We start from the raw sequence: 14,804 nt of genomic DNA, 5'->3' as shown, positions 1-14,804 counted from the left end.
TGATACTGCGATTATAATAAAAACCGGCCGCTCAAAGCGGCGGCTATCCCTTTGGCGGTGAGTCATTATGTCTGGATAAGAATATATTACTACTAGATTAAATGAAGTAAAACAGAGTTGCAAAGGGTCAAGTAACTATAACTATGTATTTATCTAAGCGGATTTGCCTTCAAAGCAGTAAAACCCGCCCGGTTCTCCTTCGGACAGATGATACATTGCATACACTTCACAGCTGCCGCAGATACAGGGTTTAGTGCGGTTAACCCCTTTGCAGAGGGATTTTCCGCTGACGCAATACGCCTTGGGGATTTTTTGAGGGTTTAGAGGAATTTCATTGAGGCTGCTTTTCAGTACTGACATCTGGTCACGAACGCATTCACTCTGGTTCTGTACGGGGCACTTGTGGCAGACGCACTTGTTTATAGTATCCTGATTAAAAGGCATTTGTATGCTCATTACGTTCCTCCCGGCAGCACTGGGGACAATATGTGCGGAAAATTTCCGTCTCAGAAACCCCATGGAAATGGCACCGGATATTTATTATGCGTTTTATCAGTTTACGGCGATATTAGTAAGTGTACGTATTTATTACAAAAGTATTTAGGCATTTTGCTGCCTGAAAAGGCCATCAACGGACTTGCGGAAATATGTATATACTTTTAAGACAAGAGACGCTAAGTGACTTAAAAAATAAAACCTAGTGCTGCGGGTTTTGGCGGTACCATTTCAAGGCCTTTGCTTCCAGGTCCTTCACAAACCCGGACTTACCGCCAATATAAGCATCTATATCCAGAGGAAACTTTTCCGCCAGACTTTTTTTAAGGGAAGAATATTCCGCTGCTGCCTCCGGATGCACGCGCAGATAATCACGGAAAGCAAGATGCCTTTTTATATCAGGGGAAGATATCCCGAATATATGCACCTGGGCAAGCCGCATTTCGGCAGTACCTCTAACCAGAAAACGCCTGCCCGGAATGCCGTATTCGCCGAAATACAGATATCCTGCCTGCTCAAAGGTTTTCTGAAGCAGGTCCACTGCTAAAATATCCCTGACCACCGGCATAATATCAATAATGGGTTTGGCACTAAGCCCGGGTATGGCTGTTGAACCTATATGATGTATCTCAAGCAAATTATCTGAGAGCAGCTTTCTTAACCTTTCGGCTTCGGCTTCATACTGCGTTATCCAACGTGGGTTGTATTTCTCTACTATCACCCGTCTGACCATTTATACTCAAGCCCCCGCCGCTGATTCACCTGCCAGATAGCCGGTGGAAAAAGCCGCCTGAAGGTTATAACCGCCGGTATCCGCATCTATATCCATAACCTCTCCGCAGAAATAAAGCCCACTTATCAGTTTAGACTCCATAGTCCGCGGATTTATCTCCTTCAGGTCTACCCCGCCGGCAGTCACCACCGCCGCACTTAAAGGCAGAGTGGAAGTAATATTGAACCGCAGGCATTTCAGGTTTGCCAAGATAACTTCGCGTTCAGCCGCCGTTATCTGGCCGCCGCATTTGAACGGGTCTATGCCGGTCAAGTCTACAAACGGCCTTATCATCTTCTGGGGCAAAAGCTCTGAGAGCAGGTTTTGAAAACTGCGTTTGCCGAAAGTATCAAAGTCCCGCTGGAGGCGAAGACGCAGTTTATCCAGTGAAAGTGCCGGTTTTAAATCTATGGCCACACTCACCGCCCCTTGCTCCAGTGCCTCGGCAACCGGCAGCCCCATCAGCATGGTCAAAGGCCCGCCCAGCCCGAAGTGGGTAATCATAAGCTCACCCATGCGGCTTTCAATCACCGCTTTGGGCGGTTTTTTGCCCGCAATACCCCGCCCCCAGTCCTGCAGGGTCAGATCCGCAGGTATTTTATCCGCTTCACAGCGGTAGGCCGTCAGGCGGATATTTTTCAGGGCCACCCCCTGCATGCTCTTTGCCAAATCTATCTCTTTCACCACCAGAGGCACCAGAGCCGGACGTAGTTTCACTACAGTATGCCCCAGCGCTTCCGCCAAACGGAAACCGTCTCCCGAAGAGCCGGTACCGGGATAGGACGCACCCCCGGTGGCAATCACCGCCGCATCCGCCCTGAAGGTCTCCTTTTCGGTTTTGACCCCCACTACCCGCCCCTCGCTTACCAGTATCTGGCTGACCTTCTGCCCGCTTACCAAAGCCGCACCGGAGGCATATTCAGTTAAAGCCGCCACCACGTCATGAGCTTTATCCGAAACAGGGAAAAGCCGCCCGCCCCGTTCGGTTTTGGTTTCCACCCCATAATGTGCCAGCAAATCTACCAGCTCCTGACGGAAAAAACGGCTGAAGGCGCTGTATAAAAACCGCCCGTTAGGACCGAAAGCGGTGATAAATTCGGCAATATCCCGGCTGTTGGAAATATTGCACCTGCCCTGCCCCGAAATAAGCATTTTCTTGCCCGGCTGTTCGGTCTTTTCCAGCAGGATTACTTTGCCGCCGCACTCAGCCGCCCGGCCTGCCGCCATAAGCCCGCCCGCCCCCGCACCTATTACCACAATCTCTTTAGCTGTCATTAAAAAACCACCGACCACTTACGGCCAGCCTTTCTATTTATATATAGCACATTTTCAAGTCTGCTTCATTTTACCCAATTCCTGCCCAATATAGAAATAGCCCCAAAAAGCCGCCCCAAACTTGAAAGCACCGGCAGTACGGGGTAATATAATCTGATATTTCAGATAGGAAAACAGAAATGGCCGAAAAATATAATCCGCAGGAAACAGAAAAAAAGTGGCAGGATAAATGGGCGGCAGACCGCCTTTACCACGCCGGTGAAGACAGCCCCAAACCCAAATGGTACTCCCTTACCATGTTCCCTTATACTTCTGGCAACCTCCATATAGGCCACTGGTATGCCGAAGTCCCGGCAGACTGTTTTGCCAGATACAAACGCTTAAACGGCTTTAATGTAATGCGCCCGGTGGGTTTTGACTCTTTCGGCCTGCCGGCGGAAAACGCCGCCATCAAACACCATATTCACCCCCGTATCTGGACGCTAAACAATGTGGAAAATATGCGCCGCCAGCTTAAAACTATCGGTGCTATGTTTGACTGGGACAGAGAGGTTATAACCTGCCTGCCCGAATACTACAAGTGGACTCAGTGGTTCTTCTTAAAGCTGTATGAAGCCGGGCTGGCTTACCGCGCCAAAGCTCCGGTAAACTGGTGTCCCAGTTGTCAGGCGGTGCTGGCCAACGAACAGGTGGTAGACGGCACCTGCTGGAGATGTGAAACCCCCACCACCCGCCGTGACCTTGAACAGTGGTTTTTCCGCATTACCAACTATGCTGATGAACTTAAAGACCATGACGGCCTGGACTGGCCGGAAAAAATAACCGCTATGCAGAGAAACTGGGTGGGCAAAAGCTACGGGGCGGAAGTATCCTTTTCCCTGGACTGCCCGGCTACGCCCGAACATGAGATAAAGGTCTTTACCACCCGCCCTGACACTATTTACGGGGTGACCTTTATGGTACTGGCACCCGAACACCCTCTGGTTGAAAAGATTACCACCCCCGAAAACAAAGCGGCGGTGGATGAATATATAAAGAAATCCCGCGCCTGCACCGAGATTGAGCGCCTTTCCACCGAAAGGGAAAAGGACGGCGTTTTTACCGGCGCATACGTAACCAACCGGGTAAACGGCCATAAAGTACCCGTCTGGATTGGTGATTATGTTCTCCAGAGTTACGGCACCGGGGCGGTTATGGGCGTGCCCGCCCATGACGAGCGTGATTTTGTCTTTGCCCAAAAATACCATTTGCCGGTTATAACTGTAATTGCCCCACCGGATTATGACGGCCAGCCCCTTGAAGCCGCTTATATAAATGAAGGGGTTATGCAGAATTCCGGCCCGTTTAACGGCCTGCCCAATACCGAAGGCAAAGAAAAGGTATGCGACTATCTGGCGGAACACGGCTGGGGTAAAAAAACCGTAAACTACAAACTGCGTGACTGGCTTATTTCCCGCCAGCGTTACTGGGGCGCCCCCATACCCATGGTCTACTGCGAAAAGTGCGGCATTGTACCCGTACCCGAAAAAGACCTGCCGGTGCTTCTGCCGGAAGATGTAGAGTTCCGCATCGGGGGCGAATCCCCCCTGAAATATAATGAAGGCTTTGTAAATACCACCTGCCCGGTCTGCGGGGGTAAGGCTAAACGCGAAACAGATACCATGGATACTTTCATGTGTTCTTCGTGGTATTTCCTGCGTTATACCAGCCCCGGTTATGACAAAGGGCCGTTTGACCCGGAAAAACTGCGGTACTGGATGCCGGTAGACCTTTATACCGGCGGTGCCGAACACGCCGTTATGCACCTTTTTTATTCCCGTTTCTTCACCAAAGCCCTGCGGGATATGGGCATAATAGACTTCGGCGAACCTTTTAAAAAGCTTTTTAATCAGGGCATTATCGTCAGCAACCACCAGAAAATGAGCAAATCAAAGGGAAATGTAGTTACCCCGGATAATTTGGTGGCAGAGGTAGGCACAGACGCCGTCAGGGCTTACCTGATGTTTGTGGGCCCGTGGGATCAGGGCGGGGAATGGAATGATTCCGGCCTTTCGGGCATGAGCCGCTGGCTGAACCGGGTCTGGAATTTGTTTACAGAGGAATACACCCCAAACACCGCCTCGGCTGAAGCGGAACGCGAACTTAAGCGCACCCTCCACCAGACTATCAAAAAAATAACTATGGATATTGAACGGTTGCGTTTCAATACGGTAGTGGCCGCCCTGATGGAACTTTCAAACAGCCTGGCCAAGTTTAAAGAGGCTGCCGCCATTTCGGCAGAAAGCTGGCAAAACAGCCTTAAAACTTTTGCCCTTATGCTTGCCCCGGTTGCCCCCCATATTGCCGAGGAACTCTGGACAAATCTAGGCGTGGAATATTCCATTCACAACCAGAGCTGGCCTAAGTGGGACGAAGAACTGGCCAAAGACGAAGTAATTACCCTGATTATCCAGGTAAACGGCAAACTCCGCGAAAGGCTGGAAATGCCGGCCGGTATCTCGGAGGACGAAGCTAAGGAAACTGCCTTAAACAGCGCCAGAGTCAAGCCCCATCTTCAGGGCAAAACCCCGGCGTCTGTCATATATGTACCCGGCAAATTAGTAAATATTGTGGTGAAATAATATGAAAATAGCATTTATCGGCGGGGGGAATATGGGCGAGGCCATTTTGGGTGCCCTTATCCGGAAAAATATCTGCCCGCCGCAGGATATTACCGTAAGTGAGATTAAAGCCGAACGCCGCGCTTTCCTTGAAAACACCTATGGCATAAAGACCACCGCCGCAAATCCGGAAGCCATAAAAAACGCCGAAGTAGTTCTGCTGGCTATAAAACCCCAGAACCTGGCCGAACTGAGCGCCGGACTGAAAGGCAAACTGGCAGAGACACAGATGGTGATATCCATTATTGCCGGGGCAACTCTAAGTAAACTGTCCGGCGGGCTTGAGCACAAAGCCGTAGTACGGGTTATGCCCAATACCCCGGCTATGATAGGCATGGGCATGAGCATCTGGACTGCCCTGCCGGCGGTAAACCCCACCCAGAAAGAACAAGCTAAAAGCATACTTTCCGCCATGGGCAAGGAAATATACACAGACAAAGAAAATATGCTGGATGCGGCTACCGCCATCTCAGGTTCAGGCCCGGCTTATTTCTTCCTGTTTATGGAAAGTTTAGAAAAAGCAGCCCTGGAAATGGGTTTTACCCCTGAGGAAGCCTCTATACTGGTATCCCAGACAGCCGCCGGTTCGGCTGTTTATGCCGGGAAATCCGGCCTGCCGCTAGCCCAGCTCCGCAAAAACGTAACCTCTCCCGGCGGCACTACCGCCGAAGCTATAAAGGTATTTGAGGAAGCAGGACTGGAAACAACCGTAATTAAGGCTGCAAAAGCGGCTTTTGACCGTTCGGTAGAGCTGGGTAAGGGTTAAGCTGCCCTTAGTTCAAGACCTGTTTAAATACAGCTGGCAAATCCCGGCCAATCCGGCTATTGCGTTTATCCCTGCGGATATGCTTTAATCAAAGCCATGAACTGGTTAGATATAGTTTTACTGATAGCACTGGGCGCTCAAACCGTAAGCGGCTTTTTTACCGGCCTAATACGCAATTTCCTGCATCTGGTGGGGCTGATAATAGGTATTATACTGGCAGGCCGCTTCTACCCTACAGTTGCCGAATGGCTCAGTTTTATATCCAGCCCGGAGTGGGCAAATATAATCGCTTTCCTGCTGGTACTTATGGCTATCTGGGTAACAACCACCATCATTGCCAAGCTGCTTGATACCATAATAAAGCCGACTTTCCTTAACTGGGTAAATCGGCTGGGGGGTGCAATATTCGGTTTGCTGGTGTCCAGCATTTTTACTGCCGCCCTGCTGGCCATCTGGGTTAAGTTCTTTGGCTCCGCTTCGGTCATTACCGATTCTGCCGTAGCCCAGATACTTCTTGACAAGTTTCCGCTGATTCTGTCGCTTTTACCGGATGAGTTCGGAGTAATCCGCGACTTTTTCAACTAAAGCAAATACAAAACCTTCACACTAAACCGCCGTAACCCAGATGGCTCTTAAGGCATTTACTGTTTTATTTAAAACAATCTATCCAGATCGCCTTAAAATTTTTTATTTTTACTTGGGGCTTTCGCCGGGGTGCAGTTTCTGCCATTTTGCCAGCAACTCTTCGTGAGATTCATTGCAGCATTTCACACAGGAGTCTACCGGGCAGATTTCAACGCACTGAGGGGTTTCAAAAGCACCCACGCACTCAGAACACTTTTCAGGATCAATAATGTAAATAGTCTCGCCTTCCGAAATAGCCTTGTTGGGGCATTCCGGTTCACAAGCTCCACAACTGATACAGTCATCTGTTATCTTGAACGACATAAATTCCTTCTACCTCCAAAATCTGTCTTAAGCAAAACTTCTTCTGGCGATACACCCTCCTGTAAAATAATTAATTGATTATACCACACTAGGCAGGCGCTAACTTGATTTTTAAAGCTGCTGCCACATGTTCCGATATTAGCCCGCTTGAGTCCCCGCCCAGCATCACTATTTCCTTTATAAGGGAGGCACTGAGATACTGGTACTGAGGCTCAGAGAAAAGACAACAAAGCTCAATCCCCTCATCAAGGCGGCGGTTCATAACATACATTTCCATCTCACGCTCAAAATCAGCCCCAACCCTGAGACCGCGGATTATAAGCGAAGCACCCGTCTTACGGGCGAAACTGACCATAAGACCACGGAAAGAGCACACCTCTACATTGGGAATGTCTTTAACGGATTGTTTGATGAAATCTACCCTCTCGACGGCAGTAAAAAGCCCCGGTTTGGCAGGGTTATCAAAGACAGCAATAATCAGCCGGTCACAAAAGCCAGAGGCGCGCCTGGCGACGCTCAAATGGCCGAGGGTTACCGGGTCAAACCGGCCCGGGTAAATGGCTATCAAAACTGCTATCCTTTCTGTATATAGCGATAAGGCTATCCCCATGGCGATGTTCTTTTAACATCTTAAGCTGCCCATAACGTTCGGCAAGGGTTAGATGGGCAGAATGGGTCACCGCCATGACTGTGCTTTCACCGATAAGCCCTGAATTCCCCAGCTTCTCCAGTACCTCGCCAATCTGCTGGTTGCGGTACGGCGGGTCTGCCAGTATTACGTCATATTGTTTTTTCAGGAAGGCTATTGCCTTGGGCACATCCAAACAATAAACGTGAGCCTGGCTTGCACAGCCAATGGTTTCCAAATTTTGTTTTATTATATCACAACAACAGCGCTCGTGCTCAACAAAATCTACATGCCCTGCCCCGCGGGAAAGTGCCTCCAGACCCAGAGAGCCGCTGCCGGAATAAATATCCAGCACCTCGCTCCAGTCTTCAGCAATTGCCTCCAGCATGGACATCATAGCTCCTCTGACCAACTCGGTAGCCGGACGAGTGGCTTTCCGCTGGGGCACGATAATGTTTTTACCTTTGGCATCTCCGGCAATAATTCTCATGCTTTAAAAAATAGCGGAATATAAACTCCAAATCAAGTTAAAAAGGGTGTAAATCCTGTTCCGGGCAGATATTCCGGCAAAAACGCTGACTTTGAAAACATCTGCAGCATAATCCGGCCTGACAGGCTTAGGACTATGCCGGTTATCCAAAGAAATTTGAAACTTTTTTAAATATCTTCCATCATTTTCAGCCTGAATGCAGGTGATTTTCAGAGTTTTCCCAGCTAAAAAAAACAATCTCAAAATATTTATTCCAGACTAAATCCCGGCACTAGTACTTTGGATATAAGTTATTCGTGATTTTAACTTGCGTTTAAACAACTACTTGGTATATCATATTAACAAATTGTGTCTCCAGAGCCTTTAGTAAGGAGGTAGTGATGAGGTCTCAGTTTAGTAGGCGAGATTTCCTCAAGATCAGCGGAGGGACCGCGGGTCTCTTTGCCACAGCTGGTCTTTTCCGTGGACCCATCAAGGGTGTTGAGCCCAAGATGGTTGACACGCGCCCCCGGTGGGTAAAAGAAACCACCACCATTTGTCCCTTTGACGCCAGCGGTTGCGGATTTATCTGCTATACCGATTCGGCCGGCAACCTCACCAATATGGAAGGTGATCCTGATAATCCAGTAAATCGGGGAAGTGCCTGCTCCAAAGGTGCTTCGCTGATTCAACTTCACAATAATAAACACCGTTTGGAAAAGGTGCTTTACCGTGCCGCCGGTGCGAATGATTGGGAAGAAAAAAGCTGGGATTGGGCAATTGGTGAAATTGCCAAAAAGGTAAAAACCAGCCGCAACAACGGGTTTGTGGCTAAAAATGCTGCAGGCAAGACTGTCAACCGCACCGAGGCAATAGCCTCCCTGGGCGGAGCTACTCTGGACAACGAAGAATGTTATCTGCTGTCCAAGATGCTTCGCGCCCTGGGCATTGTCTACCTGGACAGCCAGGCCAGACTGAGCACCGCTTCCGGAATGGAAGCTCTGGCTGCTTCGTTCGGACAAAACGCCATGAACAACAGCTGGACCGATGTTTCAAATGCCAACGTTATTTTGGACATGGGCGGTAACCCTGCTGAAAACTACCCTGCCTGTTTCTCCCATCTGGGTGAAGCCATGGGCAAAGGGGCAGAGCTTATCAGCGTTGACTGCCGCCTGACCCGGACTGCGGCCAAGGCCGGCACATTCGTTGCCGCCCGCTCCGGTTCGGAGATTGCCTTTACCGGCGGTCTTATCAAGTATGTCATTGCTGACATTGAAGCCCACCCCGCAAATTACAACCTGACTTATATTACCGAGTACACCACTGCCGGCATGGTAGTAAATTCCAACTTCAAGGGCCCGGCCGATTTGGGCGGTATGTTTACCGGTTACAACTCCGCCAGCCATTCTTACGACCAGTCAAACTGGAGTTTTGCCAAAGCCAGCAACGGTGAGCCGGTAATAGACAAAACCCTGACCAACCCCAATTGTGTCTTCCAGCTTTTGAAGAAGCAATATGCCCGTTATACCCCGGAAATGGTGGCCGCAACCTGTGGCTGCTCTCAGGCTGATTTTGCAAAGGTCTGTGCCTCTTTTGCCGCAACCGGCAAAGCAGACAAGGCCGGCGCTATTATCTACGCCATGAGCTCCACCCAACACACTTCCGGCGCTCAGACAGTCCGGGCTTATGCCATACTTCAAATGCTGCTGGGCAATATCGGCGTATCCGGCGGCGGTTTATTCGCCCTGGGCGGCGAATCTAACGTACAGGGTGCTGCTGACAACGGTGTTTCCTGGAACAAACTGCCCGGTTATTTATCTGCCCCCACCGAAGATGACACCAATTTTGCTGCTTTTGCCGCTAAATCCAGCGAGCAGAACGCAGCCAGCCTTTTGAAGGCCTGGTACGGCTCTAATGCCTCCAGCTCAAATGGCTTTGGTTTCAGCTTCCTGCCCAAGACAGATTTAAATACCAATTATTCTTACGTAAACGCTATCAAGCAGATGGCTGCCGGCAAGATAAAGGGCGCTTTTGCCTGGGGTGCAAACCCGGTGGTTGAAAGTTCTGCTGCCGGTCAGGCTATTCAGGCTTTGGCCAAACTGGACTGGCTGGTAGTGACAGACATGTTTGAATCTGAAACTGCTGCTTTCTGGAAGAAAGAAGGCATCAGTTCACAGACCGAGGTCTTCCTGCTGCCCGCTGCCTGCTCTTACGAAAAAGAAGGCAGTGTAACCAATGCCGACCGCTGGGTACAGTGGCGAAACAAGGCCGTAAATGCCGTCGGTGAAGCCAAATCCGAGCTTGAGATTATCAGCTCACTGCTCAGCCGCCTTCAGTCCCTTTATCAGGGTGAAAGCGCTCTGAATGCAGAGGCTATTACCAAACTCAGCTGGACTTACAGCACCAATCCCTCTGCGGCTGACGTAGCCAAAGAGATGAACGGTTATCAAGTATCCTCCATGCAGCAGATTGACAGCCCTGAAGACCTGAAGTCAGATGGAACTGTTGCCTGCGGCAATAATCTTTATATCGGCAGCTTTACAGATAGCGGCAACAAGATGGCACGGCGTGAACAGACCGGTGCTTTCCATGCCGGCTGGGCCTGGAGCTGGCCGATGAATGTACGTATCCTGAACAACCGCGCTTCAGTTGACCTGAGCGGCCAGCCCTTCAATGCGGCTAAACCTGTTGTCAGCTGGAACGGTATGGGCTGGACCGGTGACGCAGTTGACGGTAAAGTAGGCCCGGTTAATCAGAGCGGTGAACTACCCTTCAAAGGCACAAGCGGTAATACCGCCCAGCTCTTTGCCGCTATGGTTGACGGCCCTATGCCCGAACATTATGAACCATGGGAAAGCCCGGTGGACAATGCTCTGTCCGGCACCCAGAATAACCCGACTGCTATGGTCTTCGAGGGCGACACTAAGGGCAGTGCCGGTGAATATCCGGTTATCTGTACCACCATTCGCACCGTAGAGCATAGTCTGGGCGGCCAGTTAACCCGCAATATGCCTTTCCTGGTGGAACTTGCCCCGGCCGCTTATGTGGAAATATCCGAACAGCTGGCCAGCGAAAAGGGTATCAAAGCCGGTGATATTGTAAAACTCACCTCAGCCAGAGGCAGCGTATCAGTAGCTGCGGCTGTCACCAAACGACTTAAACCCTTCAGCATTGGCGGCAAAACTGTTCATCAGGTAGCTATCCCCTATCACTGGGGCTTTATGGGAATTGCACAGGGTGACAGTGCCAACACACTTGCCCCGAACACCGCAGACTCCAACTCATCCACCCCTGAGTTCAAGGCGTTCCTGGTCAAGGTTGAAAAAGAAGCCGACGGTACCGTACCTACCATTACCGGACGCTACACGGTACTTGAGGACTAAGCCATGAAGTATCTGAATGCTAAATTAAACGGCGAACTCGCATATACGGAAGGGATTTCTCCTTCCAGGAAGGGAGGGCTTTAGAGCATGTTCAGTGCCATCAAGGGCTGGGTAAACAAGCTCGAACAGACCGGCAACCCCAACGTGCCTTTATTCGGCAAATGGGGACTCCTCCAGATTATCCTTGGTCTGGGTGCCTTAACCGTGGCCGGGTTGAAACTGGCTTATGGTCTGGGTCCCATCACCAACCTTTCAGATAACTGGCCCTGGGGTCTTTGGGTTGCCTTTGACGTAGGCGCATATATCGCCTCGGCGGCCGGTGGTTTTACCATGGCTGCCATTGTATACATATTCGGTTTTGAGAAATTCCGCCCCCTGGTACGGCCGGCTATTCTCATTGGTGCATTGTGTTACACCATCGGCGCTATCGGCATCATGATTGATCTTGCCCGCTCCATACGGATTGTTCATCCTATCTGGATGTGGAACCATGAGTCCATCATGTTTGAAGTAGGCTGGTGCGTTATGATGTACCTGACCGTACTCTATCTCGAATTCTCCAACAATATTTTTGAACGTATTGGCTGGAAGAAGCTGGGTAACCTGCAGCATGCCTTTATTATCCCGCTGGTTATCTTCGGCATTATGCTCTCCTTCCTCCACCAGTCTTCACTGGGTGCCCTGTTCCTGATTAACCCGGCTCAGCAGCCCCTCTGGCACGGCCCGCTGATGGGTCACCTGTTCCTGGTATCCGCCATGGCTCTGGGTTTGTCAGTTCTCACTTACTTCTCCATTATACTGTCACGCTCCTGGAAGATGACTCTGCGTATGGATATACTTTCCAAACTGGGGCTGGTTATCGCCTGGATTCTGCTGGTTTATCTGGCAGCCCGCGGCGTTGACTACGCTATCACCGGAAACCTGGCCGCCGGCCTTAACGGTGACTGGTATACCGTACTCTGGGTAGCTGAAGTAGGTATCGGCATGTTGCTGCCCATGATACTGCTCTTCATAAAGAAGGTCCGCACTTCACGCACCGGCCTTCTCTGGGCAACCGGTTTGATAATTATGGGTGTGGTCTTAAACCGCATAAATACCCTGGTTATCTCTCAGGCTCCCAACCGCGAAGGCAGTTATTTCCCGCACATACTGGAATTCGTCTTCACCTTCGGTCTTATTGCCGGGGCTATGTATGTATTCCGCCTGTGTGCCAAATACCTGCCGCTTTATTCTGACCACATGAAGGGGCTTACCCCCGAACAGGTCAAGAAAGCACCTGAGGTTATACCGGCAAACTAAATGAATACTAATCGGCTGGAGCGTATCAATTCGGAAATTGAAAGATACAGGGCCGCTCAGCCGGAACTGGAAACCATACTTGCCCTGTACCAGAAGGTTTTTGCAATTCAGGAGTCGGCTTCCTCGCAAGAGGAGCCGGCTCCCCTTATTTCAGAGGAAGATGCCATAGCCAAGCTGGCATCCGGCGAATATATACTGAAAGGTATTCCGCTTAGCCCCCCGGCCGAACTTTTTCACCAGACAGGCCTTAAACTGGGACAGGCCTTTACCCAAACAGCCGGAGAGAAATTCCCCGCTCCAGCCCTGCTTAAGCTGATAGAAAGCCATCCTGAAGGATTATCCGGCTTTATTTCCGCCATACTCGCGGATAATCTGGACTATCTGGCTGAATTTGCCCAAAAAACCAGCTTCAATCCCGAAACGCTGCTCTTCTTTGTGACCAATTTGGTTTCTCCTTTTTTAGCGGCCCAAGCCAAATACTATCAACCGCAGGTAGATCTGCTAGGCTGGGATAAAAATACTTGCCCCTTCTGCGGCTCAAGCCCCCGCTACTCCCGGCTGGATAAGGACAACGGTGCCCGCCGCCTGTTCTGCTCACTCTGCCACATCCAATGGAATTACCGCCGGATAAAATGCGCCTATTGTTCCAATGCCAATGCCGAAAAGCTCCGTCATTTCTACTCTGCAGTGTTCCCTTACCAGCGGGTGGATGTTTGCGAGAAGTGCAAATCATATATCAAGACCACTGATGAACGGCGGCTGGGACGCGAGTGTCTGCCTGAAGTTGAAGACGCTGTTTCCATCCATCTGGATAACATCGCCCAGAACGAGGGCTACCAGCCCGGCTAGAACCCCTTTTAAGCCCCCTTCCCTGCCCTGCCAATACGGAATGTCTAAATCCCCCAAAGCGCATAGTTATGCCATTTTAATAAGGCGAAATTTACTGGAAAAGCACACAGGGGAAGATAATACCGAAAAAAGAAAGGGGGCTTCCGCCCCCCGTTATTTACTTATTTCCCCTCATCTACCGGACACTCCGGGTGAGGCACTTCAACCGGCTTTATTTCCTTAGGCGGCCTGAGGAGTGACGCCGCAATTGATATCGCCAGTATAACCGCCACCACACTTAAGGAAAGCGCCACTGGCAGATGAACAAAATCACTTATCAGCATTTTTATACCCAGGAAAGACAGTATGGCCGCCAAACCATAATGCAAATAATGCAGTTTCTGAATTACCCCTGAAAGTGCCATATACATAGCCCTCAGCCCCATCACGGCAAAGATGTTAGACGTAAAGACAATAAACGGGTCTAAAGTAATGGCCATAACCGCAGGTATGGAATCTATAGCAAAAACCAAATCCATAGCCTCTATTGTAACCAGCACCAGAATCAAGGGGGTAGCCAGTTTTCTGCCGTTTTCTTTTATAAAGAAATGGTCACCATGGAGTTTGTTGGTCATGGGCAAAATACGGCAGACAAAATTTACCAGAGGATTTTTATCAGGGTGTATCTCTTTATTCTGGTCTTTCACCATACGTATACCGGTATAAATCAGGAAAGCCCCGAATATATACAGCACCCAGCTGAGGTTTTCGATAAGGGTAATGCCTGCAGCTATAAAAACCGCCCGCATAATAATAGCCCCCAGAATACCCCAGAACAGAACCTTGTGCTGATACTCCCTTTTGATACAGAAATAAGAGAATATCATGATGAATACAAACAGGTTATCAACCGAAAGGGACAACTCAATAATATACCCGCTTATATAATTAAGCCCTATTTCATTGCCCAAACTGAAATACACAAGCCCGCCGAATATCAGGGCCAGTAAAATCCAGACACCACTCCAGATAAGAGCTTCTTTAGTCTTTACTTCATGGGCGCGGCGGTGAAAAACACCCAAATCCAGCGCCAGCATACAAAGCACCATTACAGCAAATATTACCCACAAAACAGTCAAAGACAAGGCAATACTCCTTTAAACCAAATACCGTTACTCCAAAAGAAATTACGAAATGAAGAACCTGTGTCTATATACCATCTTAATCAGGCTAATATAACACCCGCCATAAGACCCGTCAAATACCTTAAAAAGCTGAAGG

The 14,804-nt window shown here is 49.8% G+C and carries 13 protein-coding genes; 6 read left to right on the top strand and 7 right to left on the bottom strand.

All coding sequences use genetic code 11. The features are described 5' to 3' along the window. Window positions 1-153: 153 nt before the first annotated feature. The 3 genes from UCH007_RS01140 to UCH007_RS01130 all read right to left on the bottom strand — a co-directional run bounded on the left by UCH007_RS01140 (window position 154) and on the right by UCH007_RS01130 (window position 2,542). Complete coding sequence (locus UCH007_RS01140) at window positions 154-456, bottom strand: DUF2769 domain-containing protein (RefSeq protein ID WP_012881532.1); 303 nt, start codon at window positions 454-456, stop codon at window positions 154-156. A 241-nt stretch (window positions 457-697) separates the two neighbouring features. Further along, window positions 698-1,228 carry a GrpB family protein gene (locus UCH007_RS01135; RefSeq protein WP_046960834.1) on the bottom strand — a complete coding sequence of 177 codons (531 nt, stop codon included), beginning with the start codon at window positions 1,226-1,228 and terminating at the stop codon, window positions 698-700. A gap of 6 nt (window positions 1,229-1,234) precedes the next feature. Beyond that, on the bottom strand, window positions 1,235-2,542 hold the full coding sequence (locus tag UCH007_RS01130; protein WP_046960833.1) for an NAD(P)/FAD-dependent oxidoreductase: 1,308 nt from the start codon (window positions 2,540-2,542) through the stop codon (window positions 1,235-1,237). Window positions 2,543-2,721: 179 nt separating this feature from the next. On the opposite strand from UCH007_RS01130, the gene leuS reads away from it, so the two are divergent. The 3 genes from leuS (at window position 2,722) to UCH007_RS01115 (ending at window position 6,553) form a co-directional block, all read left to right on the top strand. Then, on the top strand, window positions 2,722-5,163 hold the full coding sequence (gene leuS, locus UCH007_RS01125) for a leucine--tRNA ligase (RefSeq protein ID WP_046960832.1): 2,442 nt from the start codon (window positions 2,722-2,724) through the stop codon (window positions 5,161-5,163). A 1-nt stretch (window position 5,164) separates the two neighbouring features. Then, entirely contained in the window at window positions 5,165-5,968 is an 804-nt protein-coding gene (gene proC, locus UCH007_RS01120) for a pyrroline-5-carboxylate reductase (protein ID WP_046960831.1), read from the top strand. Window positions 5,969-6,064: 96 nt separating this feature from the next. Further along, window positions 6,065-6,553, top strand: a complete 489-nt coding sequence (locus tag UCH007_RS01115) for a CvpA family protein (protein ID WP_023651854.1) — start codon at window positions 6,065-6,067, stop codon at window positions 6,551-6,553. 108 nt (window positions 6,554-6,661) lie between these two features. On the opposite strand, the gene UCH007_RS01110 is transcribed toward UCH007_RS01115, so the two are convergent. The 3 genes from UCH007_RS01110 to rsmD form a co-directional block, all read right to left on the bottom strand. Continuing rightward, entirely contained in the window at window positions 6,662-6,916 is a 255-nt protein-coding gene (locus UCH007_RS01110; RefSeq protein WP_012881526.1) for a YfhL family 4Fe-4S dicluster ferredoxin, read from the bottom strand. 88 nt (window positions 6,917-7,004) lie between these two features. Beyond that, entirely contained in the window at window positions 7,005-7,484 is a 480-nt protein-coding gene (gene coaD / locus UCH007_RS01105) for a pantetheine-phosphate adenylyltransferase (protein WP_046960830.1), read from the bottom strand. Further along, complete coding sequence (gene rsmD, locus UCH007_RS01100) at window positions 7,456-8,034, bottom strand: 16S rRNA (guanine(966)-N(2))-methyltransferase RsmD (RefSeq protein WP_046960829.1); 579 nt, start codon at window positions 8,032-8,034, stop codon at window positions 7,456-7,458. The genes coaD and rsmD overlap by 29 nt, the downstream gene beginning before the upstream one ends. Before the next feature lie 380 nt (window positions 8,035-8,414). On the opposite strand from rsmD, the gene fdnG reads away from it, so the two are divergent. The 3 genes from fdnG to UCH007_RS01085 all read left to right on the top strand — a co-directional run bounded on the left by fdnG (window position 8,415) and on the right by UCH007_RS01085 (window position 13,544). Continuing rightward, window positions 8,415-11,396, top strand: a complete 2,982-nt coding sequence (gene fdnG / locus UCH007_RS01095; protein ID WP_046960827.1) for a formate dehydrogenase-N subunit alpha — start codon at window positions 8,415-8,417, stop codon at window positions 11,394-11,396. Between the two features lie 87 nt (window positions 11,397-11,483). Beyond that, the gene (nrfD, locus tag UCH007_RS01090) at window positions 11,484-12,695 is read left to right on the top strand and encodes an NrfD/PsrC family molybdoenzyme membrane anchor subunit (RefSeq protein ID WP_046960826.1); all 1,212 of its coding nucleotides are present in this window, start codon (window positions 11,484-11,486) and stop codon (window positions 12,693-12,695) included. After that, window positions 12,696-13,544, top strand: a complete 849-nt coding sequence (locus tag UCH007_RS01085) for a formate dehydrogenase accessory protein FdhE (RefSeq protein WP_046960825.1) — start codon at window positions 12,696-12,698, stop codon at window positions 13,542-13,544. 161 nt (window positions 13,545-13,705) lie between these two features. On the opposite strand, the gene UCH007_RS01080 is transcribed toward UCH007_RS01085, so the two are convergent. Further along, window positions 13,706-14,668: a TerC family protein gene (locus UCH007_RS01080; protein WP_046960824.1), complete on the bottom strand. Its 963-nt coding sequence runs from the start codon at window positions 14,666-14,668 to the stop codon at window positions 13,706-13,708. Window positions 14,669-14,804: the final 136 nt, after the last annotated feature.

The sequence above is a fragment of the Dehalococcoides sp. UCH007 genome, assembly GCF_001010485.1.
GTDB lineage: Bacteria > Chloroflexota > Dehalococcoidia > Dehalococcoidales > Dehalococcoidaceae > Dehalococcoides > Dehalococcoides mccartyi_A.
The sequence above is the reverse complement of the archived record's forward strand: the minus strand, read 5'-3'. Positions and strand labels throughout refer to the sequence as shown.

Coding starts and splice junctions, on each gene's coding strand:
- UCH007_RS01140 (WP_012881532.1), bottom strand. CDS start 456: ATGAGCATACAAATGCCTTTTAATCAGGATACTATAAACAAGTGCGTC.
- UCH007_RS01135 (WP_046960834.1), bottom strand. CDS start 1,228: ATGGTCAGACGGGTGATAGTAGAGAAATACAACCCACGTTGGATAACG.
- UCH007_RS01130 (WP_046960833.1), bottom strand. CDS start 2,542: ATGACAGCTAAAGAGATTGTGGTAATAGGTGCGGGGGCGGGCGGGCTT.
- leuS (WP_046960832.1), top strand. CDS start 2,722: ATGGCCGAAAAATATAATCCGCAGGAAACAGAAAAAAAGTGGCAGGAT.
- proC (WP_046960831.1), top strand. CDS start 5,165: ATGAAAATAGCATTTATCGGCGGGGGGAATATGGGCGAGGCCATTTTG.
- UCH007_RS01115 (WP_023651854.1), top strand. CDS start 6,065: ATGAACTGGTTAGATATAGTTTTACTGATAGCACTGGGCGCTCAAACC.
- UCH007_RS01110 (WP_012881526.1), bottom strand. CDS start 6,916: ATGTCGTTCAAGATAACAGATGACTGTATCAGTTGTGGAGCTTGTGAA.
- rsmD (WP_046960829.1), bottom strand. CDS start 8,034: ATGAGAATTATTGCCGGAGATGCCAAAGGTAAAAACATTATCGTGCCC.
- fdnG (WP_046960827.1), top strand. CDS start 8,415: ATGAGGTCTCAGTTTAGTAGGCGAGATTTCCTCAAGATCAGCGGAGGG.
- nrfD (WP_046960826.1), top strand. CDS start 11,484: ATGTTCAGTGCCATCAAGGGCTGGGTAAACAAGCTCGAACAGACCGGC.
- UCH007_RS01085 (WP_046960825.1), top strand. CDS start 12,696: ATGAATACTAATCGGCTGGAGCGTATCAATTCGGAAATTGAAAGATAC.